This is a genomic window from Streptomyces sp. NPDC006510, from assembly GCF_040611955.1.
Taxonomy (GTDB): Bacteria; Actinomycetota; Actinomycetes; order Streptomycetales; family Streptomycetaceae; genus Streptomyces.
In genome coordinates, this window is sequence record NZ_JBEXPH010000039.1 from 1 (window position 1) to 22,664 (window position 22,664).

The 22,664-nt window shown below is 69.9% G+C and carries 16 protein-coding genes and 1 pseudogene; 11 read left to right on the forward strand and 6 right to left on the reverse strand.

All coding sequences use genetic code 11. From position 1 onward, the window contains the following. From argB to ABZY11_RS15000, 3 genes are all read right to left on the reverse strand, one after another. On the reverse strand, positions 1-773 hold a 773-nt coding region (gene argB / locus ABZY11_RS14990; protein ID WP_356479569.1), incomplete at its 3' end, for an acetylglutamate kinase. 205 nt (positions 774-978) lie between these two features. Continuing rightward, entirely contained in the window at positions 979-2,484 is a 1,506-nt protein-coding gene (locus ABZY11_RS14995; protein ID WP_356479532.1) for a long-chain fatty acid--CoA ligase, read from the reverse strand. Between the two features lie 32 nt (positions 2,485-2,516). Continuing rightward, positions 2,517-3,602 (reverse strand): TauD/TfdA family dioxygenase, encoded by a 1,086-nt coding sequence (locus ABZY11_RS15000; RefSeq protein WP_356479533.1) that lies wholly within the window; start codon positions 3,600-3,602, stop codon positions 2,517-2,519. Between the two features lie 368 nt (positions 3,603-3,970). On the opposite strand from ABZY11_RS15000, the gene ABZY11_RS15005 reads away from it, so the two are divergent. The 7 genes from ABZY11_RS15005 (at position 3,971) to ABZY11_RS15035 (ending at position 12,481) form a co-directional block, all read left to right on the forward strand. Further along, positions 3,971-4,993, forward strand: coding sequence for an AraC family transcriptional regulator (locus ABZY11_RS15005; protein WP_356479534.1), 1,023 nt, complete (start codon positions 3,971-3,973; stop codon positions 4,991-4,993). A 369-nt stretch (positions 4,994-5,362) separates the two neighbouring features. Further along, complete coding sequence (locus tag ABZY11_RS15010; protein ID WP_356479535.1) at positions 5,363-6,421, forward strand: 3-keto-5-aminohexanoate cleavage protein; 1,059 nt, start codon at positions 5,363-5,365, stop codon at positions 6,419-6,421. A gap of 104 nt (positions 6,422-6,525) precedes the next feature. Beyond that, the gene (locus ABZY11_RS15015) at positions 6,526-7,497 is read left to right on the forward strand and encodes a quinone oxidoreductase (RefSeq protein ID WP_356479536.1); all 972 of its coding nucleotides are present in this window, start codon (positions 6,526-6,528) and stop codon (positions 7,495-7,497) included. Positions 7,498-7,584: 87 nt separating this feature from the next. Next, positions 7,585-8,502, forward strand: a complete 918-nt coding sequence (locus ABZY11_RS15020; RefSeq protein ID WP_356479537.1) for a TauD/TfdA family dioxygenase — start codon at positions 7,585-7,587, stop codon at positions 8,500-8,502. A gap of 78 nt (positions 8,503-8,580) precedes the next feature. Next, positions 8,581-9,864 (forward strand): MFS transporter, encoded by a 1,284-nt coding sequence (locus tag ABZY11_RS15025; protein WP_356479538.1) that lies wholly within the window; start codon positions 8,581-8,583, stop codon positions 9,862-9,864. Then, complete coding sequence (locus ABZY11_RS15030; RefSeq protein ID WP_356479539.1) at positions 9,861-10,421, forward strand: alpha/beta hydrolase; 561 nt, start codon at positions 9,861-9,863, stop codon at positions 10,419-10,421. The genes ABZY11_RS15025 and ABZY11_RS15030 overlap by 4 nt, the downstream gene beginning before the upstream one ends. Positions 10,422-10,489: 68 nt before the next feature. After that, the gene (locus tag ABZY11_RS15035) at positions 10,490-12,481 is read left to right on the forward strand and encodes an acetoacetate--CoA ligase (RefSeq protein WP_356479540.1); all 1,992 of its coding nucleotides are present in this window, start codon (positions 10,490-10,492) and stop codon (positions 12,479-12,481) included. 132 nt (positions 12,482-12,613) lie between these two features. Here the strand turns inward: ABZY11_RS15035 and ABZY11_RS15040 are convergent, their stop codons facing one another. Next, positions 12,614-13,735, reverse strand: coding sequence for a PP2C family protein-serine/threonine phosphatase (locus ABZY11_RS15040; protein ID WP_356479541.1), 1,122 nt, complete (start codon positions 13,733-13,735; stop codon positions 12,614-12,616). 286 nt (positions 13,736-14,021) lie between these two features. Here ABZY11_RS15040 and ABZY11_RS15045 point away from each other — a divergent pair, with 286 nt between their 5' ends. From ABZY11_RS15045 to ABZY11_RS15055, 3 genes and pseudogenes are all read left to right on the forward strand, one after another. Beyond that, positions 14,022-15,050: a helix-turn-helix domain-containing protein gene (locus tag ABZY11_RS15045; RefSeq protein ID WP_356479542.1), complete on the forward strand. Its 1,029-nt coding sequence runs from the start codon at positions 14,022-14,024 to the stop codon at positions 15,048-15,050. Positions 15,051-15,301: 251 nt separating this feature from the next. Continuing rightward, entirely contained in the window at positions 15,302-18,691 is a 3,390-nt protein-coding gene (locus ABZY11_RS15050; protein WP_356479543.1) for a S8 family serine peptidase, read from the forward strand. Positions 18,692-18,752: 61 nt separating this feature from the next. Next, positions 18,753-18,902: pseudogene (locus ABZY11_RS15055) on the forward strand (IS5/IS1182 family transposase); the annotation flags it as partial. Positions 18,903-19,118: 216 nt separating this feature from the next. On the opposite strand, the gene ABZY11_RS15060 reads toward ABZY11_RS15055, so the two are convergent. After that, positions 19,119-20,330, reverse strand: a complete 1,212-nt coding sequence (locus tag ABZY11_RS15060) for a Dyp-type peroxidase (protein WP_356479544.1) — start codon at positions 20,328-20,330, stop codon at positions 19,119-19,121. 30 nt (positions 20,331-20,360) lie between these two features. Between ABZY11_RS15060 and ABZY11_RS15065 the strand changes: the two genes are divergently transcribed. Next, positions 20,361-21,728 (forward strand): right-handed parallel beta-helix repeat-containing protein, encoded by a 1,368-nt coding sequence (locus ABZY11_RS15065; protein ID WP_356479545.1) that lies wholly within the window; start codon positions 20,361-20,363, stop codon positions 21,726-21,728. Between the two features lie 108 nt (positions 21,729-21,836). On the opposite strand, the gene ABZY11_RS15070 is transcribed toward ABZY11_RS15065, so the two are convergent. After that, entirely contained in the window at positions 21,837-22,658 is an 822-nt protein-coding gene (locus tag ABZY11_RS15070; protein ID WP_356479546.1) for a hypothetical protein, read from the reverse strand. Positions 22,659-22,664: the final 6 nt, after the last annotated feature.

The window sequence follows — 22,664 nt, forward strand, 5'->3', positions numbered from 1 at the left end:
GGACCGTTGCCGGGAACCACGGTGGTGCCGGGGCCGGTCCCGCCGAGGACGCCGCGCAGCACCGCGTGCGGCACGCGGCCGTCGAGCATGTGCGCCTTGCGCACGCCGCCGCGGACGGCCCGCAGGCAGCCTTCCATCTTCGGCAGCATCCCGTCCGCCAGCCCCGGCAGCAGCCCGTCCAGCGCATCGGCCGTCAGGTGCTCGATCACCTCGGTGCTGTGCGGCCAGTCCGCGTACAGCCCCGCCACATCGGTGAGCATCACCAGCCGTTCGGCGTCGAGGGCCACGGCCAGGGCCGACGCCGCGAGATCGGCGTTGACGTTGTAGACCTGTCCGTCCGCGCCGCGTGCCACGGGGGAGACCACCGGGATGTGCCCCTGCTCCAGGAGGGTGCGCACCATGCCCGGGTTCACATCCACGATGTCGCCGACGAGACCGATGTCCACCGGCCGGCCGTCCACCCGGGCCGGCCGCCGCACCGCCGTCATCGTGTGCGCGTCCTCACCGGTCATGCCCACGGCGTAGGGACCGTGGGCGTTGATGTGGCCGACCAGTTCCCGCTGGACCCGGCCGCTCAGCACCATGCGCACCACCTCCATGGTCTCCGGCGTGGTCACCCGCAGGCCCGCCTCGAAGCGGGATTCCAGGCCGAGGCGGTCGAGCATCGCGCTGATCTGCGGCCCGCCTCCGTGTACGACGACCGGGCGCAGGCCCGTGTGCCACAGCTCCACGACGTCCCGGGCGAACGCCCGTTGCAGGCGCGCGTCCACCATGGCGTTGCCGCCGAACTTGATGACGACCGCGCTGCCCCGCAGTTCCTCCGGCAGCCCGAGCGATCCGGTGGACGGATCCGGGTCCGCGAGCTCCGTGCCGACCGGTCCCATGTCTGTCCCACCCCGTTCACAGATATTTAGCTTAGCCTAACCTAAATATCTGTGACCCTGGTTCGGGTGGCCGGGTCTCCCGGAGCGGACCGGTTCAGTCCTCGAACTCCTGGTGCTGGACGACGATTTCACGCTTGAGGATCTTGCCCGTGGCCCCCTTGGGGAGCGCGTCGGCGAAGGTGACGATCCGTGGGTACTTGTAGGCGGCCACCCGTTGTCTGACGTAGTCGCGCAGCTGATCGGCGGTGGTCCGCGCACCGTCCCGGAGTGTCACCACCGCGGCCACCTCCTCCCCGTGCACCCGGTGCGGCACACCGACCACTGCCGCCTCGGCGACGGCAGGGTGTTCGTAGAGCACCTCCTCGATCTCGCGCGGGTAGACGTTGTATCCACCTCGGATGATGAGGTCCTTCTTCCGGCCGACGATGAAGTAGTAGCCGTCCTCGTCGACCCGGGCGAGATCCCCGCTGTGGAACCATCCGTCGCGGAAGGCTTCCGCGGTGGCCCCGGGGCGGTTCCAGTAGCCCTTCATGACGTTCTCGCCGCGGATCACGATCTCACCGACTTCGCCCGGCCCGGCCGTGGTGCCGTCGTCCGCGACGAGCCTCAACTCGACCCCGCGGATGGGCACCCCGATCGAGCCGGACTTGCGTGGCCGGTCCGGAGGATTGAACGAGGCGACCGGAGAGGTCTCCGAGAGCCCGTAGCCCTCCAGCACGGTGACGCCGAATTCCCGCTCGAATCCGTGGAGCACCTCGACCGGCAGGGAAGCGCCGCCGGACACGGCCAGGTGCAGCCGTGAAAGGTCATGACCGTCGGGGATCCCGGCCTGGAGCAGGGCCGTGAACATCGTGGGAACGCCCAGAAAGACGGTGGCCCCGTCCCGGTGAAGGATCTCCAGCGCCTTCGTCGGCTCGAACCGTGGCAGCAGACTCAGGGTGGCGCCCGCGGCGACAGCCGTGTTGAGGGCGCAGGTCTGCCCGAACGCGTGGAACAGGGGCAGGCCGCCGAAGAGTACGTCGTCCGGCCCGACGTGGAGCAGCGTCTCGACCGTGGCGACCGCGTTGGTCATCAGGTTGCGGTGGGTCAGTTCGGCGCCCTTCGGGGTCCCCGTCGTTCCCGAGGTGTAGAGGATCACGGCGGCGTCGTCCGCTGCCCGGTCGGTGATCTCGGGCATCGGTTCGGTGGCCCGCAGCAGGTCGTCGAATGCCGCCGGGGCCGTGACCAGGCATACGGCCCCGACCTCGGCGGCGGCCGTCGCGACCTCGTCCGCGAACAGCGGGAACGTCACCACGACGCGGGCTCCGGAGTCCCGGAGGGCGTGCGCTGTTTCACGGGCTTTCAGCAGTGGATTCAACGGCACCACCACGGCGCCCGCGCGGAGGATTCCGTAGTACGCGACGGGGAAGTGGGTGACGTTGGGCATGACCAACGCCACACGATCACCCGGCCGGATGCCCCTGTCCCGCAACAGGGTGGCGAACCGGGCGCAGGCATCGTTCAGTTGGGCATAGCTGAGGGCGATCTCGTCCTGGCGAATGGCGATGTGGCCGCCATCGGCCCAGGCGGATTCCGCCAGGAGTGAGGCGAGGTTGTTCATGCGGTTTCCCCTTCGGTCGGAGCTGGTGGCGGTCACCCATGGCTGCGAGAGCCGCAGCGGACCGCCGGGTTCTGCGTCGCGATCACGTCGCGGGGGGTGATCCCGCCGCGGCCGGGACGGTCCACCGCGCTGTGCGGATCCCCCCAGAAGTCCGGCGGCAGGTCGCGTCCCTGCCGCAGGGCCAGCCACAGCCGCAGCACGTGGCGCTTCAGCTCGGGCTCGGCGAAGTCCTCGTACTCCGTGCGGGAATGAAGAACCGCGTGGTTGTTGAGCAGCAGCAGGTCACCGGCCTCGAAATCGATGTCGAGCCGGAACTCCCGGGACTCGGCCAGTTCGTCGATGAGGTCGAACAGCTCCACGTCCGACGGCTGCAAACGGGGAACATCGGGGAAGCGCTGTGCGGACTCCAGGTAGCAGCGGTTGTATCGCATGCTGAGCTTCCCCCCGTCCCAGGAAGCGAACGGCACCGCGGAGTACGGGGGTTCACCGGGAAGCTGCTCCTCCCGACGGTCGAGGAGATGTGTCCGGTACAGGCGCTCGACCAGCTTCGGCCGCCGCTCCAGCACGGCGTTGTAGACCGCCGCCGAGCTGACGACGGCGGTGCGCGCGCCGGTGCGCGCCGCTCGCAGACACAGCAGCCCCAGGACATCGGAACCGTCGGTGTGGAACGGCAGCCTCGCCCGCGTCTGATAGCCGCGCGTCGCGGGGTCGGCCATGGTGCCGCCGGTGTCCCGGGCGTGACCGAGCATATGGCCCGCGGCGTTCTGCGACACCGGGACGCCCAGGTGCTGGCCCAGTCCCCAGAAGATGGTGCTCGCCGCCGCCTCGCCGTACTGCTCGACCGGAATGCGTCTGACGAGTACGAAGCCCCGTCCGTTCTCCAATACGTCGGTGAGCCCTGCCAGTTCGCCTGCAAGGGTCGGCAGCGGAAAGTCGTCGGCGGTCACCTTCAGGAGCGGAACGCCCCGCTCGCGCACCGACCGCAGGGCCGCCCCGAGTTCGTCGGTCTGTGCCGGCGAGATTCGCAGGACCCACTCGGTGGAGTCCGCCAGGTCCGGACCCCTCCACACGGCCGGCCCCGTGCAGGGCCGGCGCAGCACATTGATCACGCTCGTCATGGTGGCCCCACTCGGGTCATGCGTCCGTCCGGTCGGAATCGTGTGCGCCTTTTCGTCGGCCGAGGGACCCGGGATCGCATGCACGACTCTTCTCCTTTCCGCACGGAAGAATCCCGTGGATCTGAATCGGACCATTCCGCCGCAAGTTATTGATCTGCACAGAATTCCGTGCCACTTTTCCAGAGGTCTGGTCAGTGGTCGGAGTATTTGCCATGGTGTTCTCCGCAGGATTTCCGACCGGCCGGGACGCCGAATCCGGGAGACGGGCTCCATCGCGGTGGTGCAACGCTAGGTCAGGGCCTGGCGCATCGCTTTACTTGACGTGACACCGTACTTACCATTTGGGGACAGAGCCTTGGAGCGCGCCCTTGAAGCCACTGGTCCGCAACGCAGCGCTGAACGGCTACGTCGAGCTCAGCCAGTCCCTCGGTATCGACCCGCAGGCGCTGATGAAGAGCGTGGGTCTGGACCCCGTGGGCCTGGCGGTCCAGGACAGATGGATCTCCGGCGTGGCCGTGACGCAGCTGCTCGAACTCTCGGCGGTCGCCTCGCACCGCGAGGACTTCGGCCTGCTCCTCGCCGAACGCCGCCGCTTCGCCAACCTCGGGCCCATCAGCCTGGTCATCCGCGAGGAGCCCGATGTCCGCAGCGCGCTCGGGCTACTTATACGACATGGCTACATGTGCAACGAAATGCTCCGCAGTCGACTCACCGAGGCGAACGGTGTGACCACCCTCAAGGTGGGCCTGGAGCTGGGTGAGGCCATGGCGGCCCGGCAGGCCACGGAGCTGGCCGTGGGCGCCTTCCATGGAGTTCTCCGCACCTTCCTCGGTGCGCGGTGGCAGCCCGTCTCCGTGTGTTTCACACACGGTGCTCCAGGAGACCTCGGTACCCACCGGAACATCTTCGGTCCGGTAGTGGAATTCGATCGGGAATTCACCGGGATCGTTTTCTGTACAAATGACCTCGACACTCCCAATACGATGTCGGACCCGCTGCTCCGGAACTACGCGCGACAGTATTTCGACTCCATCGCGGTTTCGAGGGACACGACCGTACCGGACCGGGTGCGCGAGTTGATCGAGGTCCTGCTGCCGAGCGGCCGCTGTTCGATCGAGCAGGTCGCGTCCAGCCTCGGCGTCGACCGGAGAACCGTCCACCGGTACCTGGCGGCTTCGGGCGAGACGTTCTCCTCCCTCCTCAACGCGACGCGTACCGAGCTCGCGGAGCAGCTCGTGGCGAACCCGCGCCGCTCGTTGACGGAGATCTCCGGGCTGCTGGGATTCTCCGGGCCGAGCGGCTTCTCCCGCTGGTTCCGTGAGCAGTTCGGCAGCAGTCCCAGGGAGTGGCGCAGCGGGAGGGTCGGCCGGCAGCACGCCGGCAAGGAGTGATCACCGGCGATCAGGAGCCGGAGGCCGGCGCGACCACCGCCCGGGTCGTGTCCGGTCCGGGGCTGCGCCGGCAGGGGCACGGCCTGTCCCCAAGTGATAAGTCAGTTGTCACCCAGGGGAAAGCGCGGCGCGTAACCCGCCCTTAACGTTGCATTACCGCAGGGGACACCGACGGCCCCACAAGGACAAGCGGAAACCCTGCCGCAGCCGTGTGCTCCCTCCCGGCTCGCTGACCGTATCCCAGCCGCCGAGCGGTCCGGGAACCCGGCCCCCGAGCCCACTCCATCCCTCGCCCGGCCCTTCGGGCCCCGCATCGCGGGCAGCGATGCGCGCGGCGAGCGAAGACCCGTCCGACAAAGGAGATGGACCATGCACTTCCTCGACGACTCCCTGTATCCGGAGAACCAGGAGAAGCTGGTGATCCAGGCGGCCCCCTACGGGCCGGAGTGGCTGCCCGGTGACGCCGACGACCTCCCCCTCACCATGGACGAGCACGTACAGGCGGCGGTCGACTGCTACAACGCCGGCGCCACCGTGCTGCACATCCATGTGCGCGAGCTGGACGGTCATGGCTCCAAGCGCATGTCCATGTTCAACGAGCTGATGGCCCGGCTGCGCGAAGCCGTACCGGACATGGTCCTCCAGATCGGTGGATCGATCTCCTTCGCCCCCGAGGACGAGGGCGCCGATGCCAAGTGGCTGAGCTACGACACCCGCCACCTGCTGGCAGAGATCACCCCCAGCCCGGACCAGGTGACGATCGCGATCAACACCAACCAGATGAACATCGTCGAGCTCTTCGACGACGAGGACATCGAGGGCACCTCGATGGCCAAGCCGGCTTACTACAAGGCATACCGGGACATGGTGGTCGAGGCAGGACCGGACTTCTACCTGGAGCACCTCGAACGGCTCCGAGCCAACGGCATCCAGCCGCACTTCCAACTCGCCAACATGGCACAGCTGGAGACCGTGGAGCGGCTCATCCGCAAGGGCATCCACACCGGGCCACTGGTGCTCAACTACGTCGCCATCGGCGGCGGGTTCGCCGGCCGGCATCCGGCCGACCTGATCGAGTTCATCCGCCGCGTCCCGGACGGTGCCGTGCTCACCATCGAGGCCTCCATGCGCGCGGTGGCACCGATGAACGCGATCGGCATCGCCCTGGGCACGCACGTACGGGTGGGTAACGAGGACAACCTGTGGCGGCGCAAGGGCGAGCGGATGTCCTCCGTGAAGCAGGTCGAGCAGATGGTTCAGATCGCCGACGCGCTCGGCCGCGAGATCGCCACCGGGCCGGAAGCGAAGAGGATCTACAAGCTCGGCGAACGGTACGCGGACGTCGACGAGACCCTGGCCCAGCTCGGCATGGTGCCCAACCGCCGCCCCGGCCTGCGCGGCTTCATGCTGCGCGACGTCAAGAGCTGACCCCTCCCCACCAGCGGCGGTCCCGGGGCCGATCGCGCATCCGCCCGGCCGATCCGGGTCGGCCCGCGACCGCCGTGTCCACACACGAGCAAACGGAGCAACCTGTGGCACACGCCATTCGCTTCCATGAGACCGGCGGCCCCGAAGTCATGCGGTGGGAGGAGGTCACCGTCGGCGATCCGGGACCGGGGGAAGTACGGATCAGGCACGTCGCCGTCGGACTCAACTTCGCCGACACCTACTTCCGCTCCGGTCTGTACCCGGCTCCGCTGCCCGCGGGGCTCGGCGTCGAGGCCTCCGGTGTCGTCGAGGCAGTGGGCGAGGGGGTGACGCATGTCGCCGAGGGCGACCGCGTCACCTACACCGGCAGTCCGCTGGGGGCCTACGGCACCGAGCGGGTCATGCCCGCCGGGTCGCTGATCAGGCTGCCGGACGGGATCAGCTGCGAGACCGCCGCCGCGATGACCATGCGCGGCCTCACCTCCGCCTATCTGATGCGCCGGATCCACCCGCTGAAGTCCGGCGACACCGTGCTGCTCCACGCGGCGGCGGGGGGCGTCGGCCTGATCGTCTGCCAGTGGGCGAAGCTGCTCGGAATCACCGTGATCGGCACGGTCTCCAGCGAGGAGAAGGCCGAGATCGCCCGCGCACACGGCTGCGAACACATCATCTACTACCGGCGCGAAGACGTGGCCGCGCGGGTGCGGGAGCTGACCGGGGGCGCCGGCGTTCCCGTTGTCTTCGACAGCGTCGGCAAGGACACCGTCGCCGGGTCCATGGCCTCGTTGCGGCGCCGCGGCCTGCTGGTGTGCTTTGGCACGGCCTCCGGTGTGCCGCCCCTCGACGCCATGCAACTCGCCATCCACGGCTCGCTGTTCGTGACCCGGCCCGCGCTGGCCGACTACATCGCGGAGGCCGGCGAGCGGGACGCCCTGGCGGGCGAGCTGTTCGAGCACGTCGCGTCCGGACGTATCAAGATCCAGATCAATCAGCGCTACGCCCTCCAGGACGCGGTACAGGCACACCGCGACCTGGAAGCGGGACGGACCACGGGATCTTCGGTCTTCGTCCTCTGAACACTCCGTGCCACGCACCTTCGAACACGCCGTGCCCGGCACCTTCGAACACACCGTGCCTCGCACATCACCCCCAGGAGTGAGCACATGCCCCAGAGCGTCCACCCGAAAGAAGCCGCGCCCGCCCTGGTACGCCCGGGCGTCCTCCGTACATCGATCAAGGCCGAGCCGCTGACCTGCACCATCGGCGCCGAGCTCTTCGGAGTGAACCTCGGCGACGCCTCGCGCGACGACGACCTGTTCGCCGAGGTCAAGGAACTGCTGCTGAAGTACAAGGTCCTTTTCCTGCGGGACCAGGACATCACGCGCGCCGAACACGTCGCCATCGCCTCGCGCTTCGGCCCGCTGGAGGACCACCCGGTGGTCGGCAGCGATCCGGACCACCCCGGACTGGTCCGCATCTACAAGGACCTGGACAGCAGGCCCGAGCACTACGAGAACGCGCTCCACTGCGACGGGACCTGGCGCGAGTGCCCGCCCATGGGGGCCGTACTGCGCTGCGTGGAAACGCCCGAGGTGGGCGGAGACACGGTCTGGGTCGACATGGCCGAGGCCTACCGCAGGCTGCCGGAGCACATCAGGACGCAGATCGCGGATCTGCGCGCCCGGCACAGCATCGAGGCGACCTTCGGCGCGGTCATGCCCATGGAACAGCGCCACCAGCTGAAGGCCCGGTACCCGGACCCGGAGCACCCGGTGGTGCGCACCCACCCGGAGACCGGCGAGCAGATCCTCTTCGTCAACGCCTTCACCACACACTTCGTCAACTTCCATACACCCGAGAACGTGCGCTTCGGCCAGGATCACGCGCCCGGGGCGAACAACCTCCTGAACTACCTGATCAGCCAGGCGGCCGTCCCCGAGTACCAGGTGCGCTGGCGCTGGCAGAGGAACAGCTTCGCCATCTGGGACAACCGCTCCACACAGCACTACGCCGTCCAGGACTACTGGCCCGCCGTCCGCAAGATGGAGCGCGCCGGAATCGTCGGCGACAGGCCCTTCTGAGCCCCGACCAGAGACGAGAAGGTGGCGCCAATGGGAGTTCACACGGCCGGCACGCTCGTGCCGGGCACGTCTCACGCCATGCCCACTGTGTCGCGTGGGTATGCCCGGCTGGTGTTCGCGCTGAGTTTCGGGCTCCTGCTGATCGACTACATGTCGCGGCAGGTCCTCAACGCGGTCTTTCCTCTACTGAAGGCGGAATGGCTGCTGGCCGATGCCCAGTTGGGCTCGCTCAGCGGCATCGTCGCCCTGATGGTGGGTGTGCTCACCTTCCCCCTGTCCCTTCTGGCGGACCGCTGGGGCCGGGTCAAGAGCCTGGTCATCGCCGCGACGGTGTGGAGTCTGGCGACCCTGGGCTGCGCCGTCGCCGCGAGCTACGACCAGATGTTCCTGGGGCGGTTCATGGTCGGTGTCGGCGAGGCGGCCTACGGGAGTGTCGGCATCGCGGTGGTCCTCAGTGTCTTTCCCGTCACCCTGCGGGCCACCCTCTCCGGCGCGTTCATCGCGGGAGGCGCCTTCGGATCCGTGCTGGGCGTGTCGATCGGTGGCGTCGTCGCCCAACATCTCGGCTGGCGTTGGGCGTTCGGCGTCATGGGGATCGCCGGACTGGTCATGGCCGCGATCTACGGAATGGTGGTCAAGGAAAGGAAACTGGGTCCAGGTGCCGGCGGAGGCAGCGGCGGGTCCGGCGAACCGGCCCCGATCCGGACCCTGCTGCCGCGGCTGTTCTCCTCGGTCTCCGTGCTCTGCGCCTACATCGGCAGCGGGCTGCAGATGTTCATCGCGATGGCCCTGCTCGCCTGGATGCCCAGCTTCCTCAACCGTTACTACGCCATGCCTACCGCGAAGGCCGGTGTGGTCGCCGGGGCCTTCGCATTGATCACGGGGACAGGCATGATCCTGTCCGGGTTCGTCACCGACCGCCTCAGCCGGAGGAACGGCGCCCGGAAGTGGACCGTCGCGATCATCTGCAGTCTCGGATCCCTCGCGCTGCTGACGGTCGGATTCCAACTGCCGGTCGGCCCGCCGCAACTGCTGCTGATCGGCGTCGGGACCCTGCTGTCCAACGCCACGGCCGGCCCGGCGGCCGCCATGGTGGCGAATCTGACCCCTGCCGCCGTCGCGGCGACGGCCATGGCCACGCTCACCCTGGCCAACAGCCTGCTCGGGCTCGCCCCGGGACCCGCGGTGACGGGCATGCTCGCGGACCACCTGGGCCTGCTCGGCGCACTGCGCCTGGTCCCCTGGGTCGCGGCCCTCAGCGGCGTGGCCTTCGTCATCGGCAGGATCCGCTACGAGCACGATCTACGCCGCCTGGGCCTGCTTCCCGTCGTCATTCCCACGAACCCGAAGGTGTCGACATGAGTCCCACCGCATCGCCGACGGTCGTCATCGTTCCCGGACTGCGCGATCACGTACCGGACCACTGGCAGACCATCCTCAGTGACAGGATCGCCGATGCCCGTACCGTTGCGCCGTTGACGAGCGACCGGCTGAGCCGCATCGCTCAGGTCACCGCCCTGGACGACGTACTGTCGGAGATCTCCGGTCCAGTCGTACTGGTCGCCCACAGCGCCGGAGTCATGACAACCGCGCACTGGGCACAACGGCACCGGCGTCCGATCAAGGGCGCGCTGCTGGCGGCGCCACCGGACTTCGGCACGCCGCTTCCCGAGGGGTACCCCACGCCTCAGGCCCTGCGGGAAAACGGCTGGCTGCCCGTGCCGCGGACGCCCTTGCCCTTCCCCAGCATCGTCGCGGCGGGCACGAACGACCCCCTGGCCGACTTCCGTCGCACCGCCGATCTCGCCAGGGCCTGGGGGAGCCGTCTCGTGGATCTCGGCCCGGTCGGACACCTCAACCCCGCATCCGGCCACGGCGCATGGCCCCGGGCGGAAGAGTTCATCCGCGAGCTCGGCTGAGTGCCGTCCGACGCGTCCGTCCGACACCCTGCCGCGCTTCCCGCACGATCCCGCCCCTGGAGGCGCCGATGAACACCGACATCGATCTGTTGTGGTCCCCGAGCCGCTCGGCGGCCGAAAGTTCCAACATCGCCGGCTTCATGCGCTGGCTGAGCGGGGTGCGTGGACTGTCCTTCTCCGACTACCCGGAGCTGTGGCGGTGGAGCACCGCCGACGTGCCGGCCTTCTGGTCGGCGGTATGGGAGTTCTACGGCCTCGACGCCGTCAGCGGCTACGAGGAGGTGCTCGCCGACCCGTCGATGCCCGGGGCATCCTGGTTCCCGGGGGCGCGGCTGAACTTCGCCGAGCGATGTTTCGCCCGTGCCACCCCCGCGCGGCCCGCCCTGATCAGTGTGTCCGAGGGCGGCGAACCGGTGGAGACGTCGTGGGAGCAGCTGAGACGCGAGGTCGCGGCGGTCGCCGCGTCCCTCCGGGACCTGGGCGTGCGGCCGGGTGACCGCATCGCCGGCTACCTTCCGAACACCTCGCACGCCGTGGTCGCGCTGCTGGCCGGCGCCGCCGTCGGCGCGGTGTGGACGGTGTGCTCGCAGGACTTCGGCACATCCAGCGTGCTCGCGCGGCTGCGGCAGGCACGGCCGACGGTTCTGGTCGCGGCCGATGGCTACCACTACGGGGGGAAGGAGTTCGACCGACGTCCGGTGGTCGCCGAGCTGGTGGACGGGCTGCCCACTGTCCGGCACCTGCTCGCGGTCGACCACCTCTACACGTCCTCGGCCGGACCGTCGTGGTCGCAGCGGCCCACCGTGGAGCAGCACGCGTGGTCCGAACTGGTGGGCGTGCAGGCGGAACTCGAATTCGCCGACGTCCCCTTCGACCACCCCCTGTGGATCCTGTGGTCATCCGGCACCACGGGCGTACCGAAAGGCATTGTGCAGGGCCACGGCGGCATCGTCGTCGAATTGCTCAAGGCCCTCGGACTCGGCGTCGACCTGCGCGGTGACGACCGCTACTTCTTCCACACGTCCACCAGCTGGATGGTGTGGAACTTCATGGTCGGGGGCCTGCTGCACGGGTCCACGCTCGTCCTGTACGACGGCAGCCCCACCTGCCCCGACGTCAACGGCGTCTGGAGGGTTGCCCAGCAGACCGGTGCGACGGTGGTCGGCGTGGGGGCGGCCTACCTCGTCGCCCTGGAGAAGGCGGACGCACACCCGGCGGGCGAGGTGGACCTGAGCGCGGTGCGATCCATCCTGCAGACAGGATCGTCACTGCCCGGGAGCACCTGGCGCTGGGTCTACGACCGTCTCGCCCCGGATGCATGGCTTCAGTCGATCTGTGGCGGGACCGACATCTGCTCCGTTCTCGCCGGCGGCTCCGCACTGCTGCCCGTGCGTGCGAACCGGATCCAGTGCCCCGCCCTGGGAGTCGCCCTCGCCGCCTGGGATCCCTCGGGGCAGCCGCTCGTCGGGGACCAGGGAGAGCTGGTGGTGACGGCGCCGATGCCCTCTATGCCCTTGTGCTTCGTCGGCGACCCTGACAACCGGCGCTATCTGCAGAGTTACTTCGACGTATATCCAGGAGTTTGGCGGCACGGCGACTGGGTCACAGTCGACCCCGACCTGTCGGTCGTGGTGGCAGGGCGCTCGGACTCGACACTCAACCGCATGGGTGTCCGGATGGGTTCCGCGGACATCTACGCCGTCGTCGAGCGGCTTCCGCAGATCTCCGACAGTCTCGTCGTCGGTGTCGAACTGCGGGACGGCCGGTACTTCATGCCACTGTTCGTGGTCCTCGACGAGGGCACGGTCCTCGACGACGAGCTCCGGAACAGCATCGCCACGTCGATCAGGCAGAACATCTCGCCTCGGCACGTGCCGGACGTCATCGTTCCGATCGGGGCCGTGCCGCGGACGCTGACCGGGAAGAAGCTGGAGGTTCCCGTCAAACGCATCCTCCAGGGGGATCGGGTCGCCGAGGTGAGCGCCGAGGGTGCCATCACGCATCCTGAAATGCTGGCCTGGTTCGCGGACTTCGCGACCCGTCAGGCCTCCCTGACATAGGGGCGAGCAGGGTGTCAGGGGCAGGACGGCACAGCCCCGGTGCCCGGCTTCCAGCGCTCTGCCGGGTCCGTGGCGAGGTCCCGTGCGCGGGCGGGCGCGACGGCCGGTGGCATGCGGCGCGCCGTGCCGCCCTCAGCGGAACGGTGACCGTCGGACGGAAAGGATCGCGACGTCGTCGTGCTGGCCGTCATGTCCCGCGAACGCGCGCGCGTCGTCGTAGAGGGCGTGCGGCAGTTCGGTGGGGGAGAGGGATACGCGCTCGGTGAGGCGTTCGGTGACGGGGTAGAACGTGCCGTCGGCATCGCGGGTCTCGGTGAGCCCGTCGGTGGTCAGCAGCAGCGTCGCGCCGGACGGGAAGGCGAACCAGTCGACGGTCGCGGGTTCGGCGGAGAGTTCGGCGAGACCGAGGGGGACGCCGGAGTCGAGGGCCGGTGTGGTGACGGTGTTGTGGTGCAGCAACTGCGGTGGAACGTGCCCGCAGTTGATGACCTGTACCTCGTCGTGCGCGTCGATGTTGGCGATGAGAGCGGTGACGAACCGTTCGTCGTCGCCGGTCTGTGCGGCGTAGGAGTTGTGCCGTACGACCGAGGCATCGAGGGCGTCGACGAGCGCGGTCAGGGTGGGCTCCCGGTGCGCCGCCTCACGGAAGGCGCCGATGACGGCGAACGCGGCGCCGACCGCGGGCAGGCCCTTGCCCTGGACATCGCCGATCAGCACCCGGGTTCCCCACGGGGAGGCCACGACGTCGTAGATGTCGCCGCCGACGAGCCGGTCCTCCTGGACGGGCTCGTACAGGCCGTCGACCAGGACCTCGTCGGTGAGCATGGGCAGCGGGCGCAGGATGTGGCGCTGCATTGCCGCGGCGGTGGAGCGCAGCCGCAGCATCTCGTTCTCGCGGTGGATACGACGGTGGCAGGCGTAGACGGAGGCCACCCCCAGGGCGAGGGTGAGCAGCATCATGAGGAGCCGGTCGAGCCACGACCGCCCGTCACCGTGCCGGACCAGCACGGTGACGACAACCACGAGAAAGGTCCACGCGGACACGAACTTCGTCTGGCGTACGGTGCACAGCGCGGACGCCGTCCCCGGCAGGAACACAAGGAGCCCGAGAAGCCACACCGGCGACTCGGACAGGGCGCCGAGGAGCATCACCACGAAGGTCACCGACACCACGAGGATCATTACCTCGGTGTTGCGCGGTGGTTCGATGGACTCGAAGGGACGCGCGACTTTCTTCGTACGCGGATGGGGCACGGGACCTCCCGGGCAGGCGGTGTACTCCCCGTACGTTAGGCAGGCCCGGCCGCGGGAGGGCCGCGCCCCGCCGGACGACGTGCCGTGCGCGCGACCGGAACTGCGCGCAGGGCGTGCGGCCGGTGCGCCCGGGAGACCGTACCGGGTGTCCCGGGTGACGCGTACAACAGGCAGCGGCCGATGGCGGCGTGCTGACGTTGGGATACGGTTCGGCTGGGAATCGTCTGCTCGGTCCACCCGAGCTGCGCCGAGGTCCGGACACGGCGGCCGCCCGAGGGGGAGCTGGATGCTGCAGGCATTGGGACTGGGACCGGCCGAAGAGGCCGTCTACACCGCACTGCTGGCCCGCCCGACAGCCTACGCGCGGGACCTCGCCCGGCAGACCGGAATCGAGCAGGACGAGACCACCCGCATCCTGCTCGACCTGACCGCACGCGGCCTGGTGGCGGTCGCCACCGAGGCCGGGAGCGGGGCGCCCGACCCGGCCGACCGCGGGGCCGGCCACCAGCCCGCCCGCTACCGGCTGACGCCCCCCTCGGTCGCCCTGGCCCCGTTCCTCGTCGAGCAGCGCAACGCACTGCACCGGGCCGAGACCGCGTTCTCGATGCTGACCGAGCAGTACCGCAGTACCGCCGCGCACCCTGCGGGCAGCGTCGTCGAGGTGGTGGTCGGCGTGGAGCAGGTCGCGCACCGGTTCCACCAACTGCAGCGCGGGGCCCAGCGGGAGTTGCTGGTCTTCCTCGTCGGCGAGCCCATCGCGGTGCCGCGCGAGGAAGCCGACATGTCGGAGAATTCCGCGCTGGACCGCGGAGTCGACTTCCGGGTGGTGGCCGCCAAGAACTATCTCGACGGTTCCGACGTGGCGCAGGATCTGAGGCCGGCCATCGCGGCAGGTCTCGCACTTCGCCTGGTCGAATCGCTGCCGCTGAAGATGGTCGTGTCGGACCGGGAGCGTGCCATGGTGCCCCTGGACGTGGCGGACTCCGGCGGCGAGCCGAGCGCCATCGTGGTGCACCGCAGCGGCTTGCTGACGGCCCTGGTCCATCTCTTCGAGAAGGAGTGGGCCCAGGCCCGGCCGCTGTACACCACCCCCACGGGAGTGCGCGTGGAGGCGGCGGCCGATCGGCAGCCGACCAAGGGCGAGCTGGAGGTCCTCGCCCTGCTGCTGGCGGGGATCTCCGACCGGCGGGCGGCCTCCCAACTCGGCCTCTCCATACGCACCGTGGAGCGACGGACCCGCCGGCTGATGGACCTTGCCGGAGCGGACTCACGCCTGCAACTCGGTTGGCACGCCGCACGCGCCGGCTGGCTCTGACCTTCTCCGCGGACTCCTCGGATCTCTGCCGATCTCCTCGGCCTTCTCGGCGTCCACGGCGTCCTCGGCCTGATGGCCCGGGAGTCTCCGGGGCGCACAGCCCCGCCGGGCCGACGAGCGAATGGATGTGACCGTGTGTCGGGAAACCGACATGCGGGAAACCCGCCACGCACGGCGCCCCTGCGTCATCCGGATGTCTGCCAGGCTGCAGCCGCAGCACGGGATGTTCACGGCCTCGAGTAGGGAGATTCATGCGCTCCACAACGCGTATAGCCTTGGGCGCGGCGACCGCCGCCGTCCTGGCCGTCACTGCGGTCACGCCGTCCGGGGCGGCTGATGCGCCGCCTGACGGTGCCTCGGGGAAGCGGCCCGTCGTCGGCAGCGGGGCCACGGCAGCAGGCGGCAAGCAGGTGTCGGTCACGCTCGTCACCGGCGACAAGGTGCTGGTGACCACGGACGCTTCGGGCCGCAGCTCGGCGGCCGTGCTGCCCCGTGAGGACGGCACACGGCCCATGGTCCAGACCTATCAGAAGGGCAAGGACCTCTACGTCTACCCGGAGGACGCCTCCGGGGCGATCGCCGAGGGCAAGGTCGACGAGCAGCTGTTCAACGTCACCGGACTCATCCGCCAGGGATACGACGACGCCCACACCGACACACTGCCGCTCATCGCCACGTACCAGAACGGTGTGAACGTCGCCGAAAGCGCACCGGCGGCCCCGCGCGGGGCGAAGCGGGGCCTGAGCCTCCCGGCTGTGGACGGCGTCGCGCTCAAGGCCGGCAAGGACACCGCCGCCACTTTCTGGCAGGACATCACCAACACCCGCTCACGTTCTGCCTCCACGTTGAAGAAGCTGTGGCTGGACAGCAAGGTCAAGGCCACGCTGGACCGGTCCACCAAGCAGGTGCACGCGCCGGAGGCGTGGGCCGAGGGCTACGACGGCAAGGGCACCAAGGTCGCCGTGCTGGACACGGGCGTGGACGCCGAGCACCCGGACCTGGTGAGCCGGGTCGCCGCGGCCAAGAACTTCACGGACTCCAACACCACCAACGACCGGCAGGGTCACGGCACCCACACTGCCTCCACGGTCGGCGGCTCCGGAGCAGCCAGCGACGGCCGCAAGAAGGGCGTCGCCCCCGAGACCTCCCTGCTCATCGGCAAGGTCCTCAACGACAGAGGCTACGGCGAAAGCTCCTGGATCATCGCGGGCATGCAGTGGGCCGTCGACCAGCAGGCCGATGTCGTCTCCATGAGCCTGGGCAGCCCCGCGATCGGCGACTGCGCCGACCCGCTGGCCCAGGCCGCGCAGCAGCTCTCGCAGAACACGCACACCATGTTCGTCGTCGCCGCGGGCAACGCCGGCTCGGGCACCGAGACCGTCTCCTCGCCCGGCTGCGCGCCCGGCGTGCTGACCGTCGGCGCCGTCGACCGTGACGACACCACCGCGTGGTTCTCCAGCCGCGGTCCCGTGGCCGTCACCCACACCCTCAAGCCCGAGATCGCCGCCCCCGGCGTCGATATCTCGGCGGCCAACGCGGGCGGTCGCGGCGTCTACGCCTACCGGACGATGTCCGGCACCTCCATGGCCACCCCGCACGTCGCGGGCGCCGCAGCCATCGTCCGCCAGGCCCACCCGGACTGGACCGCGCAGCAGATCAAGGCCGCCCTGGTCTCCTCGGCCCGCACCGACGGCAAGGTCGCCGGCGCCGACGAGACAGGGGCCGGTGTCCTCGACGTGGTCGCGGCGGTGCACCAGAAGGTGCTCTCCGCGCCCGCCGTCCAGGGCGGCAGTTACAACTGGCCGCAGGACGCCTCGGACCGCACCACGGTGCAGGTGCCGTTCACCAACACCAGCGGCAGCGACCTCACTCTGAACCTGAAGGTCAGCGGTGTGCACGGCAACGACGGCAGCGACGTCAACTCCGGCATCGTCAAGCTGGAGGAGGGCAAGGTGAGGATCCCCGCGGGGGCCACCGCCCAGGTTCCGCTGCGGATCGACCCCACCGCCCGTCTGAAGGACGCCCAGTACGGCGCCGTCACCGGCCGTCTCATGGCCACCGGCGGCGATGTGCACGTCTCGGTGCCCGTCACGCTCTACGTCCAGCCGGAGACGGTCACCCTCCGGGTCGAGGTCATCGACCGCAACGGCAAGCCGGCGACCGGCGCGTCCTCCCTGGACCTGGTCAGCCTCGACACCGACAAGGGCGAGCGCCGCTACAACAACGGCGCGACCGACCAGACGTACAGCGTGCGTCCGGGCGACTACGCCCTCAGCAGCTTCGTGGGGGGCTACGACGAGGAGAACACGCCCGAGTCGGTCGCCTACATCGCGAACCCGCAGCTGCGGGTCACCCATGACACCACCGTCGTCCTCGACGCCCGCAAGGCCCACCGGCTGAGCCTGGACACCGACCGCCCCTCGAAGGTGAACAACACCACGTTCAGCTACTCCCGCACCTGGGACGACACCTGGCAGACATCCGGATCGCTGATGGCCGGCAGCGCTGTCCAGAAGTTCTACGCGGACGTCGACGGACGCGCCAAGAACGGTACCTTCGAGTTCCGGCCCATCTGGCGCGCGAGCGGTTCCCAGGGCGGCTCGTCCTACGTCTACAACCTCTCGTTCCCGACCCGGGGTCCGCTGCACTCCGACCAGGTCTACCAGCCCAAGGACTCCAAGCTGGCCCAGGTCACCGAGAAGTGGAACGCCATGGGCAAGGAGGGCGACTACATCGACGCGATGTTCATCCGCCCCTCCGGGAGCAGCGGAGCCTACGTCCCCGTGAGCCCGTTCGGCACGGTCCATGTGCCCGGTACCCGCACCGCCTACTACACGACCGGCGACGACGCCTGGTACCACGCCGCGATGACCAGCTTCCCGTTCGCCGCGTTCATGGAAGACCAAGAGCGCACCTACCGGGCCGGAGAGCGGCGTGCCGAGGAGTGGTACGGCGGCCCCCTGCGGCCGGCCGCACCACGCGACGCCGACGGCAACCTGATGCTGGCCGCCGAGCGGCAGGGCAACCTGATCGGCATCCAGACCGCGCTCTGGCTCGACGCCTCCGGCGACCACTGGTCCTACGGCGGGTCGTTCGGCGACCTCGGCAACCTGGTGCTGAAGCGCAACGGTGAGCAGATCGCCCGCAGCGCCTGGCCGTACGACGTGTTCAAGGTGCCGGACGAGGACTCCGCGTACGAGCTCACCCAGAACCTGGAGAAGATCCCCTCCTCGGACCGGAACTGGCTGCGCTCCAACGCCGTCACCACCACCTGGAGCTTCCGCTCCCACCTGGAGCCGGACGTCTACTCCCGCGGCCTGCCGATCCTCTTCCCGGCGTACGACCTGCCGGTGGACGGCATGAACACCCTGCCGGCGCAGAGCGGCATCAGGGTCGGCCTGTCGGTAGAGGGCCACGCCGGGTACACCCCGGGCGCGATCACGGCGGCCTCGCTGTCCTACTCCTACGACGGCGGCGCCACCTGGACCAAGGCGCCGACCGAGCAGCACGACGGCAGGTGGACGGCCGTCCTCGACCACACCGGCGCCGCCGGCAAGCAGGTCACGACGAAGGCCACCTTCACCGACGCCAACGGCAACGCGGTCACCCAGACCATCACCCGCGCCTACGACGTCCGGTAACCGCACGGTCCGGGCCGGGCGCTCTCCCGCAACAGGGGGCGCGCCCGGCCTGCCGTCCGTGGAGGTCCGCGCCAGGGTGGAGCACACCTTCGCCCGCATGAAGAGCGGGAAGAACCTTCGCGACTGCCGCTTGAAAGGCGACGGCGTGCACCACGCCATGCTTGGCATCGCCTGCCTCCATAACCTCGCCCTCGCGGGATGGTCAGGCTGAACATGAGTGCCCCAACCCTGACCTTCAAAGCCGGTTGATCACTGCGGGACAGCCTTTAAGGGCGCCTGACCAGGAAGGATGTCTGGCGGGCGCCCTCGCCCGGCTCTGCTGACGCAGCGTGCCGAAATCCGGCCCAGCTCCCGACTCCTCCCAGGCGAGTCCCACCTCTGACTCGCTGTTCCGGGGCATTTCCGGGCGGAGGGAGCGGGGCGGGCTTCATGTCCAGAGCTGTTCGCCGAGAGTCCCGGCGGATGCGGCGCCGGGCAGGACGTAGGCCACGGCCGAGGCCCGGTGCTGGAGGAACGGGTTGAGGGCGTCGCGGGCGGCCAGGCGGTTCTGGACGCGGGTGAACTGGGCGGAGTCGCGCATGAAGGCACAGAAGAGAAGGCCGCGGTCGGTCGGGCCGTCGTCGTAGCTGTAACTGCGGCGGAGCATACGGGCACCGCCGTCGAAGCGGGGGCTGGCGAGACGCACATGGGCGGTGGCGGGGATGACGTAGGAACCGTCGGGGTTCTTGGCGTAGATGTCCGGCTCGTCATGCTCGGCGGTGCCACTGAGGGCGACGCCGTCGCGGGCACGGCGGCCGATCACCCGGTCGCGCCGGCCCTCGGAGAGAGCCGCGAAGCCGGTGACGTCCATGCGGATCCTGCGGTAGACCAGAACGGTGCCGTTCCCGTGGGCTCCGGGTGGGCCCCAGACCCACTGCTCGGCCGCCGCGTGATCGGGGTTGGCGGTGCCGTCCTTGGAGCCGAACAAGTTGCGCGGGGTGGTGCCCGGGGCCGTGTGGGGCAGGAAGCCGGACTGGGTCCAGCGCGGCACGGCGCCGGCGGCGTGTGCGGCCCGGCCGACGAGTTCGGCAACGACGGTGAGCGTCCAGCGGTCGGCTGCGCACAGTTGGACCAGAAGATCGCCGTTGCTGCGGCGTGGGTCGAGGCGGTCGCCGGGGAACGGCGGCAACTCCGCCAGTGAGGAGGGGACGTTGAGGTCGAGCCGAGCGGCGAGAGCGGGGCCGATGCCGACCAGGGAGGCGAGCCGGGTCGCGCCACCGCCTTGGAGCCGCGGGTCCGGCGGTGCGTCGGAGGCTGCGGTGGCGAGCGTGCTGGTCAGCGCGCCGAGGACGCTGCGAAGGGCCTTCCGGTCGGCGGCGGCCGAGGTCCGGGGGAGGTCGAAGGAGAGCAGGTGCGTCGCCGGTTGCTGGGGCGCCGTAACACCTGCCTGTCGGGCGCCGTGGAAGGGAATCGCGGCCTCGGTCGGCGGGGCGCCGGTGGTGGCACGGTCGGCTGTCCGGTCGTCTCTCGCCAGTTCGTCGGCTGCCGCGCCGACCCCGGCGGCGAGCACCGCGCCGGCTGCGAGCAGTGCCCGACGCCGCCCGAAACCGGTTGCCGCGGGTTGGGGTGGATCCTGCGCATTTCCCTGTTCGGTGGGCATAGGCCTATTGGAGACGATAAAACATCTGCCATGCAAACCCTGTCTGCAGAACGCCTGTTGAACCGCCCGGCAGTCCCGACGGCGGTGTTCCGGGCGGCGCTGCGTCTGTCGGTGCTGGTCGTCTCGGCCGCGTTGGCTGCCACCGGATGCTCCGGTACGGGGGCGACGTCCGACGATGCGCGGCATCCGGCGGGGAGTGTGCTGCGCGTTCCGCAGGATTTCCCCTCGGTGCAGCAGGCGGTGGACGCCGCTCGTGAGGGCGAGACGGTGCTCATCGGCCCGGGCGTGTACCGGGAGAGCGTGCGCGTCACCAAGCCCCGCTTGGTGCTGCGCGGAACGGACCGCAACAAGGTGGTCTTCGACGGCGGTGTGCGTCTGGCCAACGGCATCACCGTGACCGGCGCCGGCTCGGTGGTCGAGAACCTCACCGTGCACGGCTACCTCGCCAACGGCGTGCTGTTCACCGGCGTCACAGACGAGCGGTTGCAGCAGCGCGGCGCCGGCGGCTCCGCCTACGACCCGCTGGACACCACCCGCTTCCCTGCCGTCCGGGGCTTCCGCGCGACCCGGGTCACGGCATACAACAACGGCCTGTACGGCATCTACGCCTTTGACGCGCGCGACGGCGTGATCGAGGACTCCTACGCCTCCGGGCACGCCGACTCCGGTATCTACGTCGGCCAGTGCAAGCCCTGCGGCACCGTCGTCCGCGGCAACACCGTGGAACGCAACGCGGTCGGCATCGAACTGACCAATGCCTCGGACAACCTGTCGGTGCTGGGCAATCGCGTCGCCCGCAACCGGGTCGGCATCACGGTCAACTCCAACGACCTGGAGGCCCTCGCCCCGCAGCACGGCGCGGTGATCGCGGGCAATGTGGTCGCCGACAACAACGCCACCGACACGCCCGAGCAGGCGGACGGGGGCTTCGGCATCGGCATCGGCATCGGCGGCGGCACCGCGAACCGCGTCCAGCGCAACCTGGTCCGGGGCAACCGGGCGGCCGGAGTGGTCGTCACCGACCCGCCGGGGCATCCGGCGAGCGGCAATCGCGTCGAAGGCAACCGCGCCACCGGCAACGGCATCGACCTCGTGCTGGCCTCGGCCGACCCCGGCAACTGTTTCGCGGGCAACCGGCCCGACACCCAGAGCCCGAACGGCCTGGAGGGTCGCGCGGGCTGCGGCACCCGCGGCCGGGGCGCGCTGCCCACCGGCCGGACCGCGCCGGTGCAGGCGCCGCCCGGCGTCCCGTTCAGCCAGGTACCGGTCCCACCCGCCCAGCCGTCCATGCCGGACCCGACGGCCCCGGGCAGCCCGGCGACCGGCCTGCCGGGGGTCGTCGACGCCGCCGCGTATCCGCTCCCGAAGGACGTGGACGCCGTGCCGCACTCACGCTGAGCATGGCGCTGCGGTGGACTCGGTCCCCGTTCACCGTGCCGCCCCGAAGGATGGGGCGAGGAGGGCCGTCGGCAACCGCGGAAGCCGGGGCGCATCGGCACCGAGATGTCAGCCGGTGCCCCACGGCGCCTCGGGGAGCTTCGCGCGGCCCTCGCGCCCGGAGAACTCCACGGTGGTCGGAGTCCCCAGGCCCGGCATCCGCATCGTCACCCGTCGCAGGCCGCCGTCATCGTCGACCCAGTACGTCAGCGGTGACCGTCCGCCGTCGGGACCCGCACCGGGCGTGGCGCCCTGGGCGCGTGGCCCGGCGAACCGGTCGTAGCTGCGGCCGTCGATGCGATCACGCGCCAGCCGGCGAGCCCCGGACTGTGCGAGCAACAGCGGGTTGTCGGGGCGGTCCGCGCCGAGCCCGATCAGCAACTGGAGCCCGGCGTCCAGGGGATCGGTCGTGTAGGAGCGCGCGGACCAGCCCGAGCGCGGGATGTGCTCGGCCTGCTGCCAGGCCGGTCTGTTGTCGCCCTTGGGCACGGGGGCCAGGCCGAGGCCGCCGGTGTCCCAGACGATCAGCCCGTGGTCGAGCTGCCCGGTGGCGGGCCCGGAAGTGCCGGAGGATCCGGTGACTTGGTAGCTCCCCACGGCCCGGTGGGTTCGGTAGTCCACGACTCCCTTGACCCGCACCACCACTCCGCCGCCCTCGGTGGCGGTCAGGGTGACCGCCACGGGACTGGCCTGGTACAGATTCAGCCGCGACAGCGCCAGCCTGGACGCCTCCTCCATTGTCACCGGCCGCTCGGTGGTGGTGTCGTCGGAGTAGGTCCGGTAGGCGGCCAGGCCGCCCACTGCGGCGCCGCACGCCGTGATCGCGATCAGTGTTCTCAACCAGAGGGCCCGACGCGGCGTACGGCCGTCGGTCTTCCTCTTCCGAGCCATGCGGTC